This is a genomic window from Rathayibacter sp. AY1E3 (assembly GCF_002932235.1).
In the GTDB taxonomy this organism is placed as follows: domain Bacteria; phylum Actinomycetota; class Actinomycetes; order Actinomycetales; family Microbacteriaceae; genus Rathayibacter.
Window position 1 is genome coordinate 1 of the sequence record NZ_PSVN01000008.1, and the last position, 21,755, is coordinate 21,755.

The window sequence follows — 21,755 nt, forward strand, 5'->3', positions numbered from 1 at the left end:
TCCTCGAGGCCGAGGACGGCGGGGGGTTCGGGGGTGAGGCGTGTCGTGGGCGCGGACTAGGGGCCCGTCTGGGTCGTGTCGGAGCCGCCGACGGCGGCCCCGACACGACCCAGAAGGGCTCCTAGTCCGTGCCAACGACACGCCTCAGCACCGAACCCACCGCCGTCCTCGTCCTCGAGGACGGACGACGATTCCGGGGACAGGCCTACGGCGCCCGAGGCCGCACCCTGGGCGAGATCGTCTTCGCCACCGGCATGACCGGGTACCAGGAGACGCTGACCGACCCGAGCTACGCCGGCCAGATCGTCGTGCAGACCGCGCCTCACATCGGCAACACCGGGACCAACGACGAGGACATGGAGTCGCGCCGCATCTGGGTCGCCGGCTACGTCGTCCGCGACCCCTCCCGCGTCGTCTCCAACTTCCGCGCGCAGCGCTCCCTCGGCGACGACCTGGAGACCGACGGCATCGTCGGGATCTCCGGCGTCGACACCCGGGCGATCACCCGCCACATCCGCTCGGCCGGCTCGATGCGCGCCGGCGTGTTCTCCGGCGGGGACCTCGCCCTCCCCGAGGAGGAGCAGCTCGCGCTGGTCCTCGGCGGCCGGCAGATGCAGGGGCTCAACCTGTCCTCCTCGGTCTCGACCGACGAGCAGTACACGGTGCCCGCCCGCGGCGAGCGCGTCGGCTCGGTCGCGGTCATCGACCTCGGGGTGAAGACCTCGACGGTCGACTACCTCGCGGAGCGCGGCTTCGACGTGCACGTGCTGCCCGAGTCCGTGACCGCCGAGCAGGTGCTCGCGCTCGACCCGTCCGCGCTCTTCTTCTCCAACGGCCCCGGCGACCCCGATGCCTCGGACCGCCACGTCGAGCTGCTGCGCACCACCCTGCGCGCCGACCTGCCGTTCTTCGGCATCTGCTTCGGCAACCAGCTGCTCGGGCGCGCTCTCGGCTTCGGCACCTACAAGCTCCCGTTCGGCCACCGCGGGATCAACCAGCCCGTGCTCGACAAGCTCACCGGCCGCGTGGAGATCACCTCGCAGAACCACGGGTTCGCCGTGGACGCGCCGATCGAGGGCGAGCTGGACTCGCCCGAGGGCTTCGGCCGCGTCGAGGTCAGCCACTACTCCCTCAACGACTCGGTCGTGGAGGGCCTGCGCTGCCTCGACATCCCCGCCTTCTCGGTGCAGTACCACCCGGAGGCGGCGGCCGGCCCGCACGACTCCAACCACCTCTTCGACCGCTTCCGCGAGATGGTCGTGCAGCGCACGGCCGGGCGCGGGGCCTCGGAGCCCACCGACATCCCCACGACCAGCAGCATCGGAGAGCAGAAGTAATGCCGCGCAGGGAAGACATCCAGAGCGTCCTGGTCATCGGCTCCGGCCCGATCGTCATCGGACAGGCCGTCGAGTTCGACTACTCCGGCACCCAGGCCTGCCGCGTGCTGCGTGCCGAGGGGGTGCGCGTGATCCTCGTCAACTCCAACCCGGCGACGATCATGACCGATCCCGACTTCGCCGACGCCACCTACGTGGAGCCGATCACGCCCAAGGCGATCGAGGCGATCATCGCCAAGGAGAAGCCGGACGCCATCCTGCCGACCCTCGGCGGGCAGACGGCCCTGAACGCGGCCATCCAGCTGCACGACCTCGGGATCCTCGAGAAGTACGGCGTCGAGCTCATCGGCGCGAGCTTCGAGGCGATCAACCGCGGCGAGGACCGCCAGATCTTCAAGCAGCTGGTGCTGGACGCGGGCGCCGACGTCGCGAAGTCCTACATCGCGCACACCGTCGACGAGGCGATCGAGTACGCCGAGGACCTGGGCTACCCCCTCGTCATCCGCCCGTCGTTCACCATGGGCGGCCTGGGCTCCGGCTTCGCCTACACCCGCGAGGAGCTGGTGCGGATGGTCGGCGACGGCCTGCACCAGAGCCCCACCACCGAGGTTCTCCTGGAGGAGTCGATCCTCGGCTGGAAGGAGTACGAGCTCGAGCTCATGCGCGACACGGCCGACAACACGGTCGTCGTCTGCTCGATCGAGAACGTCGACCCCGTCGGCGTGCACACGGGCGACTCGATCACCGTCGCACCGGCGCTGACCCTCACCGACCGCGAGTACCAGAAGCTGCGCGACATCGGCATCCGGATCATCCGCGACGTGGGCGTGGACACCGGCGGCTGCAACATCCAGTTCGCGATCGACCCGGCGGACGGCCGGATCATCGTGATCGAGATGAACCCGCGCGTCTCCCGCTCCTCCGCCCTCGCCTCCAAGGCGACCGGCTTCCCGATCGCGAAGATCGCCGCGAAGCTCGCCATCGGCTACCGCCTGGACGAGATCCCGAACGACATCACCAAGGTGACGCCGGCGAGCTTCGAGCCGACGCTGGACTACGTGGTCGTGAAGGTCCCGCGGTTCGCGTTCGAGAAGTTCCCGGCCGCCGACAAGACGCTGACCACGACCATGAAGTCGGTGGGCGAGGCGATGGCGATCGGCCGCAACTACGCGCAGGCGCTGCAGAAGGCGCTCCGCTCGCTCGAGAAGCGCGGCTCGTCGTTCCACTGGGGCGCGCAGGAGCGCTCGGTCGAGGAGCTCCTCGAGATCGCGAGGACCCCCACCGATGGCCGCATCGTCACCGTGCAGCAGGCGCTGCGCCTGGGAGCCACGGTCGAGCAGGCGTTCGAGTCCACGAAGATCGACCCCTGGTTCCTCGACCAGATCGTGCTGATCAACGAGATCGCCGACCTGGTGCGCGAGCACGACGGCCTCGACGCCGGACTCCTCCGCCTGGCGAAGGACCACGGCTTCTCGGACGCGCAGATCGCCGAGCTCCGCGGGCTCGACGAGGCGGAGGTCCGCCGCACCCGCTACGCGCTGGACGTGCGCCCGGTCTACAAGACCGTCGACACCTGCGCGGGTGAGTTCCCGGCGCTCACGCCGTACCACTACTCCTCGTACGACGAGGAGACGGAGGTCGTCGCCGCCGACCGCCGCAAGGTCGTCATCCTGGGCTCCGGCCCCAACCGCATCGGCCAGGGGGTCGAGTTCGACTACTCCTGCGTGCACGCCTCGTTCGCGCTCTCGGACGCGGGCTTCGAGACGATCATGATCAACTGCAACCCCGAGACGGTCTCGACCGACTACGACACCTCGGACCGCCTCTACTTCGAGCCGCTGACTCTCGAGGACGTGCTCGAGGTCATCCACGCGGAGTCGCAGTCCGGCGAGCTCGTCGGCGTCGTCGTGCAGCTGGGCGGCCAGACGGCGCTCGGGCTCGCCGCGGGCCTCGAGTCGGCCGGCGTGCCCATCCTCGGCACCACCCCCGCGAACATCGACCTCGCGGAGGAGCGCGGCGCGTTCTCGCGGATCCTCGACGAGGCGGGGCTTCTCGCTCCGCGCAACGGCACCGCGACCGACCTCGACGGCGCCCGCGAGGTCGCGGTGGAGATCGGCTACCCGGTCCTCGTCCGTCCGTCGTTCGTCCTCGGCGGGCGCGGCATGGAGATCGTCTACGGCACGCCCCAGCTCGAGGACTACTTCGAGCGGATGGCCGGCGAGGGGATCATCGACGAGGCGCACCCGCTGCTGGTGGACCGCTTCCTCGACGACGCGATCGAGATCGACGTCGATGCGCTCTTCGACGGCGAGCAGCTCTACATCGGCGGCGTGATGGAGCACATCGAGGAGGCCGGCATCCACTCCGGCGACTCGGCGTGCACGCTCCCGCCGGTGACGCTCGGCCGCCGGCAGATCGACCAGGTGCGGGAGGCGACCCTCGCGATCGCGCAGGGCGTCGGCGTCCGGGGACTGCTGAACGTCCAGTTCGCGATCGGCCAGGGCGTGCTCTACGTGCTCGAGGCGAACCCCCGGGCCTCGCGCACCGTGCCGTTCGTGTCGAAGGCGCTGGGGATCCCGCTCGCGAAGGCCGCGTCGCGCCTGATGGTGGGCGAGACCATCGCCGCGCTGAAGGCCGAGGGCCTGCTGCCCGAGCGCGACGGCTCCGACGTCCCGATGGACTCTCCCATCGCGGTGAAGGAGGCGGTCCTGCCGTTCAAGCGCTTCCGTACCAAGGAGGGCCAGATCGTCGACTCGCTGCTCGGGCCCGAGATGCGCTCCACCGGCGAGGTCATGGGGATCGACCGCGACTTCCCGCGCGCCTTCGCGAAGAGCCAGGACGCCGCGTACGGCGGCATGCCGGCGAGCGGGACCGTCTTCATCTCGGTCGCCGACCGCGACAAGCGCTCGATCGTCCTGCCCGCGCTGCGCCTGCGCCAGCTCGGCTTCGACATCCTCGCGACCGAGGGCACGGCCGAGGTGCTGAACCGCAACGGGATCCAGGCCCGCGTGGTCCGCAAGTACAGCGAGACCGCCGAGGGCGACGCGCCCTCCATCGTCGAGCTGATCGCCCGCGACGAGGTCGACGTGGTGATCAACACGCCCAGCGGAGGAGCGACCCGCGCCGACGGCTACGAGATCCGCGCCGCCGCGGTCGCCGCGGACAAGCCGCTGTTCACCACGATCGCCCAGCTCGCGGCCGCGGTCGCCTCGCTCGACGCGGCGAACGAGCCCTTCGAGGTGACGAGCCTGCAGGACTACGCCCTGCGCCGCGCGGAGCGCACCGCGTGAGCGGCGGCGCGGCGGGCACCGCCTCCTTCGGCTCGCGCCTCGAGGCGGCGTTCGCCGCGCACGGCCGGCTCTGCGTCGGGATCGACCCGCACGCGTACCTGCTCGACGCGTGGGGCCTCGCCGACGACGCAGCCGGACTCGAGAGCTTCGGCCGCACGGTCGTCGAGGCGGCGGCCGGCCGCGTGGGCGTGGTGAAGCCGCAGATCGCGTTCTTCGAGCGGCACGGCTCGGCGGGCTACGCCGCGCTCGAGCGCGTGCTCGCCGACGCCCGCGAGGCCGGACTGCTGGTGATCGCCGACGTCAAGCGCGGCGACATCGGCACGAGCGTCACCGCCTACGCCGAGGCGTGGCTCCGGCCGGGCTCGCCGCTCGAGGCGGACGCCATGACCGCGGCGGCCTACCAGGGGCTCGGCTCCCTCGAGGGGATGCTGACCCTCGCCGAGGAGGCGGGCAAGGGCGTGTTCGTCCTCGCAGCCACCTCCAACCCCGAGGCCCGCCCCGTGCAGCGCGCCCTCGTGCAGGACGGCGGCCGGGCGGGATCCACCGTGGCACGCGCGGTCGTGGCGGACGTGGCATCCTGGAACGACGCTCACGCTCGCGCGTCGATCGGCTCGGTCGGCGTGGTGCTCGGCGCCACGGTCGCCCTGGGCGACTTCGGCATCGGCATCGACGAGCCGCTGCACCCCGCACTCCCGGTGCTCGCGCCCGGCTTCGGCCACCAGGGCGCGGCCGTCGCGGACGCGCAGCGGCTGTTCGGCGCGCTGAGCGCCGCCACCATCGTCAGCGAGTCGCGGAGCGTGCTCGGCGCCGGCCCCTCGGGGATCGCGGCCGAGATCACCCGCCGCGCGACCGACATCCAGGAGACCCTTGTCCGCTGAAACCGTCAGCCCCGATCCCGGCGCCTCCTCGCGCCCGGAGGCCGTGCGCCGTCCCTCGCCGCCCGAGGTCGACCGGCGCGCCGCCTCCGAGGCCGCGATCGCGGCGCGCCGTGCCCGCGCCGCCGTCAAGAAGGCCGTCGCCGCCGGACGCCGCCCCGCGACCGCCGTGCTCGCGGCGGCCCAGGCCGAGCCGCTCGGAGTCGAGGGGCGGATGCGCGTCAGCGAGCTGCTCCGCGCCGTGCCCGCACTCGGCGTGGTGAAGACGCCCCGGGTGATGGACCAGCTGCGGATCGCCGAGTCGAAGCGCCTCGGCGGGCTCGGCCGGCGCCAGGTCGAGGGCCTGTCGTCGTTCCTGGAGGAGCGGGAGTCGCGGCAGCGCCGCCCCGGCCGCAACCGCCTGCTCGTCCTCGCCGGTCCGACCGCGGTCGGCAAGGGCACCGTGTCGACCTACATCCGCGAGAACTACCCGGACGTCCTGCTCTCGGTCTCGGCCACCACCCGGGCCCCGCGTCCGGGCGAGGTGGACGGCGTCAGCTACTACTTCGTCGACGACGCCGAGTTCGACCGGATGGTCGCGGCGGGGGAGTTCCTCGAGTACGCCGTCGTCCACAACGCTCACCGCTACGGCACGCCCCGCGGCCCCATCGACGCCGCGCTGGAGCAGGGCCGGCAGGTGATGCTCGAGATCGACATCCAGGGTGCCCGCCAGGTGCGCGAGCGGATGCCGGACGCGCGGCTGGTCTTCCTCCTGCCGCCGAGCTGGGACGAGCTGGTCCGCCGCCTGGTCGGCCGCGGCACCGAGAGCGCGGAGGAGCAGGAGCGCCGTCTGGCCACCGCGAAGGTGGAGCTGGCCGCGCAGGACGAGTTCGATTTCGCCGTCGTCAACAGCACCGTGCCCGAAGCGGCCCGCGAGGTCGTACAATTGATGTCGCCTCGTGCCGACGGCGCGCCCGCTGACCCGGGCCGCTGAGACCGGGCCACCGACCACCTCCGGGCCGACGCCCCGGGTCCCACCGGGCACACGCCCCTCGGAGCCCGCGCGCCGTGTTGCTCCGGAGCCGCAGATCGGCGCTGATGCGCCTGCAAGGAGACACCCATGGCCAACAACCTCGGCATCATCGACCCGCCCATCGACGAGCTCCTCTCGAAGGTCGACTCCAAGTACGCGCTGGTGATCTTCGCCTCCAAGCGCGCCCGCCAGATCAACGACTACTACGCCGACCTCCACGAGGGCAGCCTGTTCGACAACGTCGGCCCGCTGGTCGACTCCACCATCGACGACAAGCCCCTCTCGGTCGCACTGCACGAGATCAACGAGGACAAGCTCGTCGCCAAGCCCCTCGCCGAGTAGTCCCCTCCGGGTGGGCTCCTCTCTCGAGGCCGGCCGACGGCTCAACGTCGTCGTCGGCATCACCGGCGGCATCGCCGCGTACAAGGCCGTCGGAGTCGTCCGCGCGCTGGTCCTCGCGGAGCACGACGTGCACGTCGTCGCGACCGAGGCCGCGCTGCGCTTCGTCGGCAAGCCCACCCTCGAGGCCATCTCGCGGAACCCGGTGCACACCGAGCTCTACGAGGGCGTCGCCGAGGTCCGGCACGTGGCCATCGGCCAGGCCGCCGACCTCATCGTGATCGCGCCCGCGACGGCGCACACGCTCGCCAAGCTCGCCGCCGGCCTCGCCGACGACCTGCTCGGCAACACGGTGCTCGCGAGCACCGCCCCGCTCGTGGTCGCCCCCGCGATGCACACCGAGATGTGGGCGAACGCCGCCACCGTCGCGAACACGGCGGTGCTCCGCTCCCGCGGCGTGCACGTCGTCGGCCCCGCGGTCGGCCGCCTCACCGGCGCCGACTCGGGCCCCGGCCGCATGGAGGAGCCCGAGACGATCGTGGCGGAGGCCCTCGCCGTCCACGCCCGCTCCGCCTCCGCCCGCCGCGACCTCGCGGGCGTGCGCGTCCTCGTGACCGCCGGCGGCACCCGCGAGCCCCTCGACCCGGTGCGCTTCGTCGGCAACCGCTCCAGCGGCAGGCAGGGCGTCGCGCTCGCGCTGGCCGCTGCGGCCCGGGGCGCGGAGGTCACCCTCCTCGCCGCGAACCTCGACGTGCCGGCGCCGGAGGGCGTCACGGTCCTCCCGGTGGGCACCGCGCTCGAGCTGCGCGAGGCCGCCCTCGCCGCGGCCCCCGGCGCGGACGTCGTGATCATGGCCGCGGCCGTCGCCGACTACCGGCCCGCCGCGGTCGCCGACGCGAAGATCAAGAAGGAGCAGCAGGGCGACCGTCTCGTCCTCGAGCTCGTCAAGAACCCGGACGTCCTCGCCGAGATCTCCGCCTCCCGGCGGGAGGGGCAGATCGTCGTCGGCTTCGCCGCGGAGACCGAGCCGGACCGGGACGCGATGCTCGCCCTCGGCCGCGCCAAGATCGCCCGCAAGGGCTGCGACCTGCTCGTCCTCAACAGGGTGGGCTGGGCCGAGGGTTTCCAGAGCGACAGCAACGCCGTCGTGGTCCTCGATCGGGCCGGCGATATAGTTGGCGAGGCCTCGGGCAGCAAGGCGGAGGTGGCCGATCGCGTCCTCGACGCGGTCGTGCGCTAGCCCCGCCGGTCCGCCCGCCCAGGCGCCGATCGCCTGCCGCCCGGCATCGCGCCCGCCAGGCCACTCCCGGTACGAACGACCCCGGTCCGCACGAGCCGGGACGAGAAGAGAAGCATGACCTCCGGTCCCCTCCGCCTGTTCACCTCCGAGTCCGTCACCGAGGGCCACCCGGACAAGATCTGCGACCAGATCTCGGACCGCATCCTCGACGCCCTGCTCCGCGAGGACCCGCACAGCCGGGTCGCCGTCGAGACGCTGGTCACGACGGGGCTCGTGCACGTCGCGGGCGAGGTCTCCACGAGCGGCTACGTCGAGATCCCCAAGATCGTGCGCGACACGATCGTCGAGATCGGCTACGACTCCTCGGAGAAGGGCTTCGACGGCCGCTCCTGCGGTGTCTCGGTCTCGATCGGCCAGCAGTCGCCCGAGATCGCGGCGGGCGTCGACACGGCGCTCGAGGTCCGCTCCTCCGAGGCGGGCGAGGACGCCTTCGACCGCCAGGGCGCGGGCGACCAGGGCCTGATGTTCGGCTTCGCGACCGACGAGACCCCCGAGTACATGCCGCTGCCGAGCTGGCTCTCGCACCGCCTCGCGGAGCGCCTGGCCGCCGTCCGCAAGTCGGGCGAGCTCGACTACCTCCGACCCGACGGCAAGACCCAGGTCACCATCGGCTACGACGGCACGACGCCGTCCACCATCGACACCGTCGTCCTGTCCACCCAGCACGCCGAGCACGTCAGCACCGAGACGATCCACGCGGACATCGCGGCGCACGTCATCCGCCCCGTCCTCGAGACGGTCGACCTCGACTCCTCCGCCGTGCGCCTGCTGATCAACCCGACGGGCCGCTTCGAGATCGGCGGCCCTCAGGGCGACGCCGGGCTCACCGGCCGCAAGATCATCGTCGACACCTACGGCGGAGCGTCCCGCCACGGCGGCGGCGCGTTCTCGGGCAAGGACCCGTCGAAGGTGGACCGCTCGGCCGCCTACGCCATGCGGTGGGTCGCCAAGAACGCGGTCGCCGCGGGGCTCGCCTCGCGGCTGGAGGTGCAGGTCGCCTACGCCATCGGCAAGGCGGCCCCGGTCGGCCTCTACGTCGAGACCTTCGGCACCGGCACCGTCTCCGACGAGACGATCACCGAGGCGATCCGCTCGGTCTTCGACCTGCGCCCGGCCGCGATCATCCACGCACTCGACCTGCTCCGCCCGATCTACGCGCAGACCGCGGCCTACGGCCACTTCGGCCGGGAGCTCCCCGACTTCACCTGGGAGCGCCTCGACCGGGTCGACGACCTGCGCTCCGCCGCGGGCCTCTCGTAGCGGGCGCGGCGGCGATGGCGACGAGCGGAGCCGTCGCGCGCGTGCTCCTGGACTCGCCCCTCCCGCAGCTCGACCGGCTCCTGGACTACGCGGTGCCGGAGGCGCTGCGCGGCGAGGTGGTCCCCGGCGTGCGCGTGCGGGTGCCGTTGCGGACCGGAGGCCGGATCGCCGACGCGTTCGTCGTCGAGACGGGGGAGGGGACCGAGCACGCCGGAGCGCTCAGCGGCATCGAGGAGCTGGTCTCGCCGCTCGTCGTGCTGACCCCGGAGGTCTGGGCCCTCGCCCGCCGGGTGGCCGACCGCGCCTCCGGAGGCGCGAGCGACGTGCTGCGCCTGGCCGTGCCGCGCCGCCACGTCCGCGTTGAGAAGGCGCGACTCGCCGCGGGTCCCGCTCCTGCGGCGCCCGCGGTCGAGGCGGGCGGCGTGACGGGCTACTCCGACGCCTCCTTCGCGGGACTCTTCGAGGGGGCTCGGCTGGCGGTCGGCGCCGTGCCGGCTCCGGTGAGGCTCGACTCGGGCGCGTGGGTCGGCGGCTGGGCCGTCACGCTCGCCGAGCTCGCCCGGGACACGCTCGCCGCGGGCCGCGACGCGATCCTGGCCGTCCCCGACTACCGCGACCAGGAGCAGCTGGAGCTCGCTCTCGCCGACCTCGTCCCCGCGGAGGCGGTGGTGCGCCTCGATGCGCGGCAGAAGGGCGCCGAGCGCTACTCCGCCTTCGTCCGCTGCCTCGATCCCGGGCCGCGGGTCGTCGTCGGCAACCGCTCCGTCCTCTACGCGCCCTCCTCCGCCCTCGGCCTGATCGCGCTCTGGGACGACGGCGATCCGCTCTTCGCCGAGCCGCTCGCACCCTACGCGCACGCCCGCGACGTCGCCCTGGTGCGGCAGGAGCAGAGCGGCGCCGGCCTCGTCCTGCTCGGCAACACGCGCACGGTCGAGGTCGAGCGGCTCGTCGAGATCGGCTTCGCGACCGAGGTGGAGCCGCGGCCGAGCCGCCGCCCGCACGTCGTGCCGACCGCGCAGCAGTGGGCGGCCGACGAGCACGACGCGGCAGCGCGCATCCCCTCCTCCGCCTGGCGGGAGGCGCGGAAGGCCCTCGACTCCGGTCCCGTGCTCGTCCAGGTCGCGCGCCCCGGCTACGCGCCGGTGGTCGCCTGCGCCCGCTGCCGGACCGTCGCACGCTGCAACCGCTGCCAGGGTCCGCTCGGCGTGCACTCCGAGGGCGGGCGGCCGAGCTGCGGCTGGTGCGGCCTGATCGCGGCCGACTGGACCTGCTCCGTCTGCGAGGCGACGGTTCTGCGCCTCGTCTCCCTCGGCGCGGGCCGCACCGCGGAGGAGCTCGGACGCGCCTTCCCGGGTGCCAAGGTGATCGTCGCCGACGGGCAGCGCCCCGTGCTCACCCTCCCCGACGAGCCCGCGCTCGTCGTGGCCACGCGCGGGGCGGAGCCGCGGGCCGACGGCGGCTACCACGCCGTCCTGCTGCTGGACGGCGAGCGGATGCTGGCCCGCGAGAGCCTGCGGGTCGCCGACGACGCGCTCCGCACCTGGTCGAACGCCGCGGCGCTGGCCCGCCCGTTCGCGCCGGTCCTCCTGGTCGGGGTCGGCGGCCGGCTCGCGACCGCCCTGGCGACCTGGCGGCAGGCCGAGTACCTCCGGGCCGAGCTCCAGGAGCGGCGCGCTCTGCGCTTCCCGCCCGCGGTGCGACTGGCCACGGTGAGCGGCGACGCGCACGCGGTGGAGGAGGCGCTCGACGCGCTCGACGAGGACGACCGGCACGAGGTCCTCGGTCCTGTCGGGCTCGAGGACGGCTCCGTCCGGGCGATCGTCCGGTTCGACTACGCTCGCGGTGCGGATGTGGCCGCGCGCCTCCGCTCCGCCGTGATCCGCAACGCCACGCGCCGTCGTCGCCCGCCGACCACGCCCGGCCGCTTCCGGCCGGCCCCCCGGCTCCGGGTCCGTCTCGACGACCCCGACATCCTCTGACTCCCCAGGAGACCCCCGTGCGCCTCGTCTTCGCCGGCACGCCCGCCGCTGCCGTTCCGACCCTCCGCGACCTCGCCGCCTCCGCGCACGAGGTCGTGGCCGTGGTCACCCGTGAGGACGCCCCGGTGGGCCGCAAGCGCGTGCTCACCCCCTCGCCGGTCGCCGTCGCGGCCGAGGAGCTGGGGATCCCGGTGATCCGGGCGAACCGCCTCGACGAGGACGTGACCGACCGGATCGCGGAGCTCGCCCCCGACCTCGGCGTGATCGTGGCCTACGGCGGCCTCGTCCGGCAGCGCCTGCTGGCGGTGCCGCGCCTGGGCTGGATCAACCTGCACTTCTCCCTGCTGCCGCGCTGGCGCGGGGCGGCTCCCGTCCAGCGGGCGCTGATGGCGGGCGACACGCGGATCGGCGCGAGCGTCTTCCAGCTGGTCGCCGAGCTCGACGCCGGTGACGTGTACGCCGAGCTCGCCGTCGACGCGGGGGAGCGCACCGCGGGCGAGCTGCTGACGGAGCTGGCCGGGAGCGGCGCCGGCCTCACCCTCGGCGTGGTCGACGCGCTGGAGGAGGGCACGGCCGTCGCGACTCCGCAGACCGGAGAGGCGACCCCCGCTCCCAAGCTCGACGCCGCCGACGGCCGGATCGACTGGAGCCTCCCGACCGCGCGGGTCCTCGCGCTCGTGCGCGGAACGACTCCCGAGCCCGGAGCCTCGACCGCAGTGGGCGACGCTCGCCTCAAGGTGCTCGCGGTCCGCGCGGCCGAGGGGGACCTCGCTCCCGGCGTCGTCCGCCTCGACTCGGGGCGCGCCCTCGTCGGCACCGCGGACGGAGCGGTGGAGCTGGTCACCGTCCAGCCCGCCGGCAGGACCCCGATGGCCGGCGCCGCCTGGGCCCGCGGCCTGCGCGAGAGCACGGTGCTCGCGTGAGCGCCCGGCGCGAGGCCGCTCCCGCCCGCCGGGTCGCCTACGACGTCCTGCTCGCGGTGAGCGGGTCGGACGCCTACGCCAACCTGGTCCTGCCCGCGCGGATCAGCGCCGCCGGCCTCTCGCCCGCCGACGCGGGACTGGCCACCGAGCTCTGCTACGGCACCCTGCGGATGTCCGGCTACTACGACCGCGTGATCGCCCTCGCGGCCGGCCGGTCCGTCGAGAGCATCGATGCGCCGGTGCTCGACGCGCTGCGCCTGGGCGTGCACCAGCTGCTCGCGACCCGCGTGGCCCCGCACGCCGCGGTGAACGAGAGCGTCGCGCTCGTCGCGGCCGGCTCCTCGCGGGGAGCGGTGGCCTTCGCCAACGCCGTGCTGCGCGCGGTCTCGCGCTCGAGCGCCGGCGAGTGGCGCGAGCGGGTCTCCGCGGCCGCGGTCTCCGGCGACGACCGGATCGCCGCGCTGAGCTCCCACCCCGTGTGGATCGTGCGCGCCCTGCGACGGGCGCTGGCGGCGGAGGGGGCGGCCGACGAGCTCGACGCGCTGCTCGCCGCCGACAACGCGGCTCCGCGGGTGAACCTTGTGGCTCTGCCGGGCCTGGCGTCTCCCGGCGAGATCGCCGACGCCGAATCCGACCGGTTCTCGCCGGTCGGCATGACCAGCACCGGCGGCGACCCGGAGGCGTTCCCCGCGGTGCACGAGGGCCGCGTGCGCGTGCAGGACGAGGGCTCCCAGCTCGCCGCTCTGGCGCTCTCCCGGGCACGGCCGGTCCGCCCGGGCGAGCGCTGGCTCGACCTGTGCGCGGGACCCGGCGGCAAGGCGGCGCTGCTCGCGGCGGAGGCGCGCGCAGGAGGGGCGGCGCTGCTCGCCAACGAGGTGGTCCCGGGCCGCGCGGGCCTGGTGCGGCAGGCGCTGGCCGCCGTCGACCCGTCGGTCGAGGTGCGCACCGGCGACGGGCGCGACCTGGGCGACGAGCAGCCGGGATCGTTCGACCGCATCCTCCTCGACGCGCCGTGCACCGGTCTCGGTGCGCTGCGGCGGCGGCCGGAGGCGCGCTGGCGCAAGTCCGCGGCCGACGTGGAGCCGCTGGCCGCACTCCAGGGCGAGCTGCTCGACTCCGCGGTGAGGGCTCTCGCTCCCGACGGTCTGCTGGCCTACGTGACCTGCTCGCCGCACCTCGGCGAGACCCGGCGCGTGCTCGCCCTCGCGCAGGAGCGGCACGAGCTCGAGCTCGTCGACACGCCGGCCGTGCTGCGCGCGGTGACGGCGGACCCGCTCCCGCTGCCGGACGGCCCCCTCCACGTGCAGCTCTGGCCGCACCGGCACGGCACCGACGCCATGTTCGTGCAGCTCCTCCGCCGGCCCCTCGAGGCGGCGTCCGGGAACGCCTGACCCCTCCGGAGCGGGAGCGTCCTCGGCCGGGCGGACGCGGAGGACGCTCCGATCTAGGCTGGAGGCATGCCCGCACGGATCAACCCCAGCATCCTCTCCGCCGACTTCGTGAACTTCGAGGCCGAGCTGCAGCGCATCGCCGGAGCCGACCTCGTGCACGTCGACGTGATGGACAACCACTTCGTGCCGAACCTCACCTTCGGGCTGACCATGGTCCAGCGCCTCCAGGACGTCTCGCCCCGCCCGCTCGATCTGCACCTGATGATCGACGACCCCGACCGGTGGGCCCCCGACTACGCCGAGACCGGCGCCTACTCCGTGACCTTCCACGCCGAGGCCGCGCGCGACGCCGTGGCCCTGGCGCGGCGCCTGCGCGAGATCGGCTCGCGGGCGGGGATCGCGCTCAAGCCGGGCACGATGGTGGACGACTACCTCGACCTCCTGCCCGAGTTCGACCAGGTCCTCGTGATGACGGTCGAGCCCGGCTTCGGGGGCCAGTCCTTCATGGAGGAGACGATGCCCAAGCTGCGGACCCTCCGGAACGTGGTGGACCGCACCGGGCTCGACGTCTGGCTCCAGGTCGACGGCGGGATCGCTCCCGGCACGATCGAGATCGCAGCGGAGGCGGGAGCCGACACCTTCGTCGCGGGCTCCGCGGTCTTCGGCGCGGACGACCCGGAGGCCGCGATCGCGTCGCTGCGCGAGACGGCGACCGCTCACCTGCACCGGCACTGAGGCGGCCCGCGCCCGGCCGCCGTATAGACTTCCCCGGTGAAAACTTTCGACGACCTCTTCGCTGAGCTGGGCGAGAAGGCCGCCGCCCGTCCCGAGGGTTCGGGCACCGTCCGCGAGCTCGACGCCGGCGTGCACTTCATCGGCAAGAAGATCGTCGAGGAGGCCGCCGAGGTGTGGATGGCCGCCGAGTACGAGGGCGACGAGCGCACCGCCGAGGAGATCTCGCAGCTGCTCTACCACCTGCAGGTGCTCATGCTCGCCAAGGGACTGACGACGGCCGACGTCTACCGGCATCTGTGAGCCCCGCCCCGCTCGCCGGGGTGCGCCTCCGCTCCGCGCCGTCGCGCCCGCACGCTCCCCGAGGAGCCGTGCCGCCCCCTGAACAGCCGTCGAGTCATGAAGGACGTCCCGTGACCACCACCCCCGCCCCGGCGCTCCTGCGCGTCGCCGTCCCCAACAAGGGCTCCCTCTCGGAGACCGCCGGTCAGATGCTCGCGGAGGCCGGCTACACCGGCCGTCGCGACCCGAAGGAGCTGCACGTCGTCGACGAGCGCAACGGGGTGGAGTTCTTCTACCTGCGCCCGCGCGACATCGCCACCTACGTCGGCTCCGGCGCTCTCGACGTCGGGGTCACCGGCCGCGACCTCCTGATCGACTCCGGCTCCGAGGCGCGCGAGATCGCGAGCCTCGGCTTCGCGAACTCCACCTTCCGCTTCGCCGGGCCCGCAGGCCGCTACGACGAGCTCGCGCAGATCGACGGCCTCCGCGTGGCGACCAGCTACCCGGGCCTCGTGGGCCGCTTCCTCCGGGAGCACGGCGTCGAGGTGACGCTGATCCGCCTCGACGGCGCGGTCGAGTCCGCGATCCAGCTCGGCGTCGCCGACGTCATCGCCGATGTCGTCGAGACCGGCACCACGCTCCGCAAGGCCGGCCTCGAGATCTTCGGCCCGGTCATCCTGGACTCGACCGCCGTCCTGGTCTCCGCCGCAGGGGAGCCCGAGGGCATCCCGGTGCTGCTGCGCCGCCTGCAGGGCGTGCTGGTCGCCCGCGAGTACGTGCTGCTCGACTACGACTGCCCCGTCGCGCTCCTGGAGAGCGCCACGGCGATCGCCCCGGGCTTCGAGTCCCCGACGGTCTCGCCGCTGCACGACGCCGAGTGGGTGGCTGTCCGCGTGATGGTGCCGCGCGCGGACATGAACCAGGTGATGGACCGCCTGTACGACCTGGGCGCCCGCGCGATCCTGGTCACCTCCATCCACGCCGCGCGCCTGTAGAGGGGGAGCCGATGAGTCTCGCCGTCCGCGTCATCCCCTGCCTCGACGTCGCCGCCGGCCGCGTCGTGAAGGGCGTCAACTTCCAGAACCTGCGCGATGCGGGCGACCCCGTCGAGCTCGCCCGCCTCTACTTCGAGCAGGGCGCCGACGAGCTGACCTTCCTCGACGTCACCGCCACGGTCGACGACCGCTCGACCACCTACGACGTGGTGCGGGCGACCGCCGAGCAGGTCTTCATCCCGCTCACGGTCGGCGGAGGCGTGCGCAGCGCCGAGGACGTCTCGCGACTGCTCGCGCACGGCGCCGACAAGGTGGGCGTCAACTCCGCCGCGATCGCCCGGCCCGAGCTCCTCGGCGAGATCGCCGACGTCTTCGGCGCGCAGGTGCTCGTGCTCTCGCTCGACGTCAAGCGGAGCGACGCCACGGCGTCCGGCTTCGTCGTCACCACTCACGGCGGACGCCGCGAGACCGAGCTCGACGCCCTGGCCTGGGCGGCCGAGGCCGTCGAGCGCGGCGCCGGGGAGCTGCTGGTCAACTCCATCGACGCCGACGGCACCAAGCAGGGCTTCGACCTCGAGCTGATCGCCGCGATGCGCGAGCTGAGCTCCGTGCCCGTCATCGCCTCTGGAGGCGCCGGTGCCGTCGAGCACTTCGCTCCGGCCGTCGACGCGGGGGCCGACGCCGTGCTCGCCGCCTCCGTCTTCCACAATCGCGAGCTGACGATCGGCGACGTCAAGCGCTCGCTCGCGGCCTCCGGGATCGAGATCCGATGACCCCCGCCGAGCTCGACGCCGTCCTGGACCGCGCCGCCTTCGATCCGACCGGGCTCCTGCCCGCGATCATCCAGCAGCACGACACCCGCGAGGTGCTCATGATGGGCTGGATGGACCGCGAGGCTCTCCGGCGCACCCTCACCGAGGGCCGCGTCACCTTCTGGTCGCGCTCGCGTCAGGAGTACTGGCGCAAGGGCGACACGTCCGGGCACGCGCAGTACGTGCGGGGTGCTGCCCTCGACTGCGACGCCGACACCCTGCTGGTCCAGGTCGAGCAGATCGGCGCCGCCTGCCACACGGGCGAGCACGCCTGCTTCGACGTCGACCCCCTCGTGCCGTTCACCGGCCTCGGCCCGGTGGAGTGAGCATGAGCGGACGGCGGCTGAAGTACACGGCGATCCTCGGGGTCGTGCTGCTCGCCGCGCTCGAGCTGACCTCCTCCACCCAGACCTGGTCCACGCTGACCCTGGCCGCGATCGAGGGGGAGGGCCAGCGGATCGACGTGGCCGGGACCGTCGCCGCGCCCGCGCTCTCCGCCCTGGCGCTCGCAGGCCTCGCCCTCGCCGCGGCCCTCGCCATCGCCGGCCCCGTCTTCCGGATCGTGCTCGGTCTTCTCCAGGCCGTCCTCGGCGCCTCGGTGGTGCTCGCGGCCGCGACGGCACTGGGCGACCCCGTGCGCGCCGGCGCCTCGCTGGTCACGGAGGCGACCGCCATCGCGGGGGAGCAGTCCGTCGCCGCGCTCGTGGCCTCGTCCTCCGCGACGGCCTGGCCCGTCGTCGCCCTGGTCTGCGGCGTGCTCACCGCGCTGCTCGGGATCGGCGTCCTCGCGACCTCGCGCCGCTGGCCGGGAGCGGCGCGGGAGCGCGCGTCCCGCTTCGAGCCCGCCGACGGCTACGGCCACGGCGCGTCGACCGTGCAGACGGACGACGGCGACATCGATCCGGTCGTCTCGTGGGACGAGCTCTCGCGCGGCGACGACCCCACCTCGGGCCGCTGACACCGGCCGGGGACGTGTCCGGCGGTCCGGCATCCCCGCCTCCTGCAGGCGACTGCGCAGGCGAGTCCGGGGCCGGGCGCTCAGGCGCCTCACGCTAGACTGCTCTCGTCCCGATGCACCCCCAGGAGGAGACCCATGAGCACCGAGCACGACGACGACAACCACGGCCACTCGCCCGCAGCGTGGACGGCCGTCGTCATCATGCTGGTCGGATTCACGATCGGGACGATCGCGTTCTGGTTCGACGTGCCCCTGGTGGTCTGGCTCTCGGCCGGCCTGGTCGTGGTGGGTCTGCTCGTGGGCATGGGCATGGCCAAGGCGGGCTACGGCGTCAACGGCGCGAAGGCGAACCCGAAGGCGCGCGCCTAGGTGCTCGCCGACCTCACCGCCGGCGCCCTGGCCGACGCGGCCCGGCGCCGCGAGAGCGCCCCGCTCGAAGCCGTCGAGCGCCGCGCGCTCGCCCAGGCCCCCGCCCTCGACGCCCTGGCCGCTCTGGCCCCCGCCGAGCGCGTCAGGATCATCGCTGAGGTGAAGCGCGCCAGCCCGTCGCGCGGAGCCCTCGCCGACATCCCCGTCCCCGCCGAGCTGGCCGGGCAGTACGAGCTCGGGGGAGCGAGCGCGATCAGCGTCCTCACCGAGGAGCGCCGCTTCAAGGGGTCCCTGGCGGACCTCGAGGCGGTCCGCGAGCGCGTGTCGATCCCCGTCCTGCGCAAGGACTTCGTCGCCGAGCCGTACCAGGTCCTCGAGGCCCGCGCGGCCGGAGCCGACCTGGTCCTCCTCATCGTCGCCGCGCTCGAGCAGCCCCTGCTCGCCGAGCTGCACGCCCTCGTCCTCGAGCTGGGGATGACCCCGCTCGTCGAGACGCACTCGGCCGACGAGCTCGAGCGGGCCGCCGACCTCGGCGCGCGGCTCATCGGCGTGAACGCCCGCGACCTCTCCACCTTCCAGCTCGACCGCGACCTCTTCGGCCGCCTCTCCGAGCGCTTCCCCGACGACGCGGTGAAGGTGGCCGAATCGGCCGTCCTCACCGCCGACGACGTCGCGCACTACCGCGGCTCCGGAGCCGACGTCGTCCTCGTGGGCGAGGCTCTCGTCACCGGCGGCGACCCCGTCTCCACCCTCGCCGGCTTCCTGGCGCACTGACCACACCGATAGGCGGTACCCCCATGGCACTCCGGGATGAACTCGGCCCCTACTTCGGCGAGTTCGGCGGACGCTACGTCCCCGAGTCCCTCGTCGAGGCCCTCGACGAGCTGAGCGCCGAGTACGAGCGCACGAAGGTCGACCCCGCGTTCGCGGCCGAGCTGATGGAGCTGCACCGCAGCTACACCGGTCGTCCGTCGATCATCACCGAGGTGCCGCGGTTCGCCGAGCACGCCGGCGGTGCGCGGATCATCCTCAAGCGCGAGGACCTCAACCACACCGGCTCGCACAAGATCAACAACGTGCTGGGCCAGGCGCTGCTCACCAAGCGGATCGGCAAGACCCGCGTCATCGCCGAGACGGGAGCGGGCCAGCACGGCGTCGCGACCGCCACGGCCGCCGCCCTGTTCGGCCTCGACTGCGTGGTCTACATGGGCGAGGTCGACACCGAGCGCCAGGCCCTCAACGTCGCCCGCATGCGCCTGCTCGGCGCCGAGGTGATCCCCGTGACGACCGGCTCGCGCACCCTCAAGGACGCGATCAACGACGCGATGCGCGACTGGGTGACGAACGTGGGCACCACGAACTACATCTTCGGCACCGTCGCGGGCCCGCACCCGTTCCCGGCCCTCGTCCGCGACTTCCAGAAGATCATCGGCGAGGAGGCGCGCGAGCAGGTCCTCGAGCTCACCGGCTCGCTGCCCACCGCGGTCACCGCCTGCGTCGGCGGCGGCTCCAACGCGATGGGGATCTTCCACGCCTTCCTCGACGACCCCGAGGTCCGCCTCGTCGGCTTCGAGGCCGGCGGCGACGGGATCGAGACCCCCCGCCACGCGGCGACCATCAGCAAGGGCCGCCCCGGCGTCCTGCACGGCGCCCGCAGCTTCCTCCTCCAGGACGAGGACGGCCAGACCGTCGAGTCGCACTCGATCTCGGCCGGCCTCGACTACCCGGGCATCGGCCCGGAGCACGCATGGCTCTCGAGCATCGGCCGCGCCGACTACCGCGCGGTCACCGACTCGGCCGCGATGGACGCGCTCATGCTGCTCAGCCGCACCGAGGGGATCATCCCGGCGATCGAGTCCGCGCACGCGCTGGCCGGCACGCTGGAGCTCGGGCGCGAGCTCGGCCCCGAGGCCACCATCCTGGTCAACCTCTCGGGCCGCGGCGACAAGGACATGACGACCGCTGCGCACTACTTCGGCCTCATGGACCAGGGCGCGGTGCAGTCGTGAGCGGCCGCGGACCGAGCGTCGCCGAGACCGTCCGGCGCCGGAACGAGGAGGCGGCGGGCGCCCTGATCGGCTACCTCCCCGTCGGCTTCCCCGACCTGCCGACCAGCATCGACGCCGCCGTGGCCATGGCGGAGAACGGCGTCGACGCGATCGAGCTCGGTCTGCCCTACTCCGATCCGGTGATGGACGGACCCGTCATCCAGGAGGCGACCCAGGCCGCCATCGCGGGCGGCTTCCGCCTCCGCCACGGCTTCGAGGCCGTCCGCGAGATCCGGGCGCGCGTCGACGTGCCGGTCCTGGTGATGACCTACTACAACCCCGTCCTGCAGTACGGGGTCGAGCGCTTCGCCACCGATCTGGCCGAGGCCGGCGGGTCCGGCCTCATCACGCCCGACCTGATCCCGGACGAGGGCGCCGAGTGGCTCGCCGTCTCCGAGCGGCTCGGACTCGACCGCGTGTTCCTCGCGGCGCCGTCCTCGACGGACACGCGCCTGCGCCAGGCCGTCGACTCGAGCCGTGGATTCGTCTACGCGGTCTCGACGATGGGCATCACCGGCGCGCGCACCGATGTCGACTCCGCGGCCCGCACCCTGGTCGACCGCCTCCGCGCCGCCGGCTCCGAGAGCGCGTGCGTCGGCCTGGGCATCTCGACCGGCGAGCAGGTCGCCGAGATCCTCGCCTACGCGGACGGCGCCATCGTCGGATCCGCCCTGGTGCGGGCGCTGGCGTCCGGCGGGGTCGACGCGGTCGCCGAGACCTCCCGCGGCCTCGCCGAGGGCACCCGCCTGCGCTCCGCGCGCTGACACCCTCCCGCTACAATCGGGATGCCCACCGGGGCGCGGCCGAGCCGCGCCCGGGGGACCCCCTCCTTCGAAAGGTCGAGTACCGGTGTCCGTACCGCTGAGCATTCCGAGCCCCCCCGACGCGTGGAGTCAGTACGACCTCACGATCGGCACCTTCACGCTCGCGATCCACACCTACGCGCTCTGCATCCTCGCGGGGATCATCGTGGCGACGATCATCACGAACCAGCGGCTCAAGCGCCGCGGCGCGGAGCCGTGGGTCGTGCTCGACATCATCATCTGGGCTGTGCCGCTCGGCATCGTCGGCGCCCGCGCCTACCACGTGCTCACCCACCCCGGCGACTACTTCTACGACGGCGCCGACCCGTGGGAGGTCGTCCGCATCTGGAACGGCGGCAACGCCATCTTCGGCGGGCTGATCGGAGGCGCGGTCGGCGCGTTCATCGGCTGCCGCTGGACAGGAGTGCGGTTCTGGACCTTCGCCGACGCCCTCGCCCCCGGCATGCTCGCCGCGCAGGCGCTCGGGCGTCTGGGCAACTGGTTCAACCACGAGCTCTTCGGCCTGCCCACGACCCTGCCCTGGGGCCTCGAGATCGAGACCACCAACCCAGCCTTCCCCGTCGGCCTCCCGGCGGGCACGCTCTTCCACCCGACCTTCCTCTACGAGATCCTCTGGAACGTCGTCGGCATCGCGGTCATCCTCCTGCTCGAGCGCCGTCTCAAGCTGCAGTGGGGCACCGTCTTCGCCGCCTACCTGATCTGGTACGGGATCGGCCGCGTCTGGTTCGAGTCCATACGGATCGACCCGAGCGAGTTCTTCTGGGGCATCCGCACCAACGTCTGGGCCGCGCTCATCGCCGTGGTCATCGGCCTGGTCCTCGTGGTGATCCAGAAGCGCGAGCACCCGGGCGCCGAGCCCTCGGCCTACCGGCCGGGTCGCGAGTGGACGCCCGCCCCGGCTGCGGTAGAATTCGAGGACGTCGAGTCCGACTCCGACGACACCACCACCCCTGCTTCCGGCACCGACGCCGAGAAGCCGACGGTCTCCCGCACCTGACGGAGGTCGCGGAGCCTCCGCGACCGCCTCCC

21 protein-coding genes are annotated in these 21,755 nt (G+C 73.3%); all 21 read left to right on the top strand.

Annotated elements, in window-relative coordinates; translation table 11 throughout:
* Positions 1 to 128: 128 nt before the first annotated feature.
* The 21 genes from carA (at position 129) to lgt (ending at position 21,723) form a co-directional block, all read left to right on the top strand.
* Positions 129 to 1,337 carry a glutamine-hydrolyzing carbamoyl-phosphate synthase small subunit gene (gene carA / locus C5C53_RS08275; protein WP_104267299.1) on the top strand — a complete coding sequence of 403 codons (1,209 nt, stop codon included), beginning with the start codon at positions 129 to 131 and terminating at the stop codon, positions 1,335 to 1,337.
* Positions 1,337 to 4,627, top strand: a complete 3,291-nt coding sequence (carB, locus tag C5C53_RS08280) for a carbamoyl-phosphate synthase large subunit (protein WP_104267300.1) — start codon at positions 1,337 to 1,339, stop codon at positions 4,625 to 4,627. Before carA ends, carB begins: the two co-directional genes overlap by 1 nt.
* Positions 4,624 to 5,505: an orotidine-5'-phosphate decarboxylase gene (gene pyrF, locus C5C53_RS08285; RefSeq protein ID WP_104225320.1), complete on the top strand. Its 882-nt coding sequence runs from the start codon at positions 4,624 to 4,626 to the stop codon at positions 5,503 to 5,505. The genes carB and pyrF overlap by 4 nt, the downstream gene beginning before the upstream one ends.
* Positions 5,506 to 5,548: 43 nt before the next feature.
* On the top strand, positions 5,549 to 6,475 hold the full coding sequence (gene gmk / locus C5C53_RS08290; protein WP_181127739.1) for a guanylate kinase: 927 nt from the start codon (positions 5,549 to 5,551) through the stop codon (positions 6,473 to 6,475).
* A 126-nt stretch (positions 6,476 to 6,601) separates the two neighbouring features.
* Positions 6,602 to 6,856 (top strand): DNA-directed RNA polymerase subunit omega, encoded by a 255-nt coding sequence (gene rpoZ / locus C5C53_RS08295; protein ID WP_104221835.1) that lies wholly within the window; start codon positions 6,602 to 6,604, stop codon positions 6,854 to 6,856.
* A gap of 10 nt (positions 6,857 to 6,866) precedes the next feature.
* A complete protein-coding gene (gene coaBC / locus C5C53_RS08300; protein WP_104237507.1) occupies positions 6,867 to 8,093 on the top strand; it encodes a bifunctional phosphopantothenoylcysteine decarboxylase/phosphopantothenate--cysteine ligase CoaBC in 1,227 nt (408 codons plus the stop codon).
* 114 nt (positions 8,094 to 8,207) lie between these two features.
* The gene (metK, locus tag C5C53_RS08305; RefSeq protein WP_104221839.1) at positions 8,208 to 9,413 is read left to right on the top strand and encodes a methionine adenosyltransferase; all 1,206 of its coding nucleotides are present in this window, start codon (positions 8,208 to 8,210) and stop codon (positions 9,411 to 9,413) included.
* A 14-nt stretch (positions 9,414 to 9,427) separates the two neighbouring features.
* Positions 9,428 to 11,392 (top strand): hypothetical protein, encoded by a 1,965-nt coding sequence (locus C5C53_RS08310; RefSeq protein WP_104267302.1) that lies wholly within the window; start codon positions 9,428 to 9,430, stop codon positions 11,390 to 11,392.
* 17 nt (positions 11,393 to 11,409) lie between these two features.
* Positions 11,410 to 12,315, top strand: a complete 906-nt coding sequence (locus C5C53_RS08315) for a methionyl-tRNA formyltransferase (RefSeq protein WP_104250384.1) — start codon at positions 11,410 to 11,412, stop codon at positions 12,313 to 12,315.
* Entirely contained in the window at positions 12,312 to 13,706 is a 1,395-nt protein-coding gene (locus C5C53_RS08320) for an RsmB/NOP family class I SAM-dependent RNA methyltransferase (RefSeq protein ID WP_258064087.1), read from the top strand. The genes C5C53_RS08315 and C5C53_RS08320 overlap by 4 nt, the downstream gene beginning before the upstream one ends.
* Before the next feature lie 66 nt (positions 13,707 to 13,772).
* Positions 13,773 to 14,441, top strand: a complete 669-nt coding sequence (gene rpe, locus C5C53_RS08325) for a ribulose-phosphate 3-epimerase (protein ID WP_104232661.1) — start codon at positions 13,773 to 13,775, stop codon at positions 14,439 to 14,441.
* A gap of 36 nt (positions 14,442 to 14,477) precedes the next feature.
* Entirely contained in the window at positions 14,478 to 14,741 is a 264-nt protein-coding gene (locus C5C53_RS08330) for a phosphoribosyl-ATP diphosphatase (protein ID WP_055791842.1), read from the top strand.
* Positions 14,742 to 14,851: 110 nt separating this feature from the next.
* Positions 14,852 to 15,715 (top strand): ATP phosphoribosyltransferase, encoded by an 864-nt coding sequence (hisG, locus tag C5C53_RS08335; RefSeq protein WP_104232660.1) that lies wholly within the window; start codon positions 14,852 to 14,854, stop codon positions 15,713 to 15,715.
* Between the two features lie 11 nt (positions 15,716 to 15,726).
* Positions 15,727 to 16,488, top strand: a complete 762-nt coding sequence (gene hisF, locus C5C53_RS08340) for an imidazole glycerol phosphate synthase subunit HisF (protein WP_104246786.1) — start codon at positions 15,727 to 15,729, stop codon at positions 16,486 to 16,488.
* Entirely contained in the window at positions 16,485 to 16,853 is a 369-nt protein-coding gene (gene hisI / locus C5C53_RS08345; protein ID WP_104237502.1) for a phosphoribosyl-AMP cyclohydrolase, read from the top strand. The genes hisF and hisI overlap by 4 nt, the downstream gene beginning before the upstream one ends.
* Positions 16,854 to 16,855: 2 nt before the next feature.
* Positions 16,856 to 17,485 (top strand): Trp biosynthesis-associated membrane protein, encoded by a 630-nt coding sequence (locus C5C53_RS08350; RefSeq protein WP_104267304.1) that lies wholly within the window; start codon positions 16,856 to 16,858, stop codon positions 17,483 to 17,485.
* Between the two features lie 135 nt (positions 17,486 to 17,620).
* Positions 17,621 to 17,854, top strand: coding sequence for a DUF6704 family protein (locus tag C5C53_RS08355; RefSeq protein WP_104221860.1), 234 nt, complete (start codon positions 17,621 to 17,623; stop codon positions 17,852 to 17,854).
* Positions 17,855 to 18,628, top strand: a complete 774-nt coding sequence (trpC, locus tag C5C53_RS08360) for an indole-3-glycerol phosphate synthase TrpC (RefSeq protein WP_104221862.1) — start codon at positions 17,855 to 17,857, stop codon at positions 18,626 to 18,628.
* Positions 18,629 to 18,651: 23 nt separating this feature from the next.
* Complete coding sequence (gene trpB / locus C5C53_RS17295; protein WP_104225310.1) at positions 18,652 to 19,863, top strand: tryptophan synthase subunit beta; 1,212 nt, start codon at positions 18,652 to 18,654, stop codon at positions 19,861 to 19,863.
* Positions 19,860 to 20,666, top strand: a complete 807-nt coding sequence (gene trpA, locus C5C53_RS08365) for a tryptophan synthase subunit alpha (protein ID WP_104232657.1) — start codon at positions 19,860 to 19,862, stop codon at positions 20,664 to 20,666. Before trpB ends, trpA begins: the two co-directional genes overlap by 4 nt.
* 85 nt (positions 20,667 to 20,751) lie before the next feature.
* The gene (lgt, locus tag C5C53_RS08370) at positions 20,752 to 21,723 is read left to right on the top strand and encodes a prolipoprotein diacylglyceryl transferase (protein ID WP_258075398.1); all 972 of its coding nucleotides are present in this window, start codon (positions 20,752 to 20,754) and stop codon (positions 21,721 to 21,723) included.
* Positions 21,724 to 21,755: the final 32 nt, after the last annotated feature.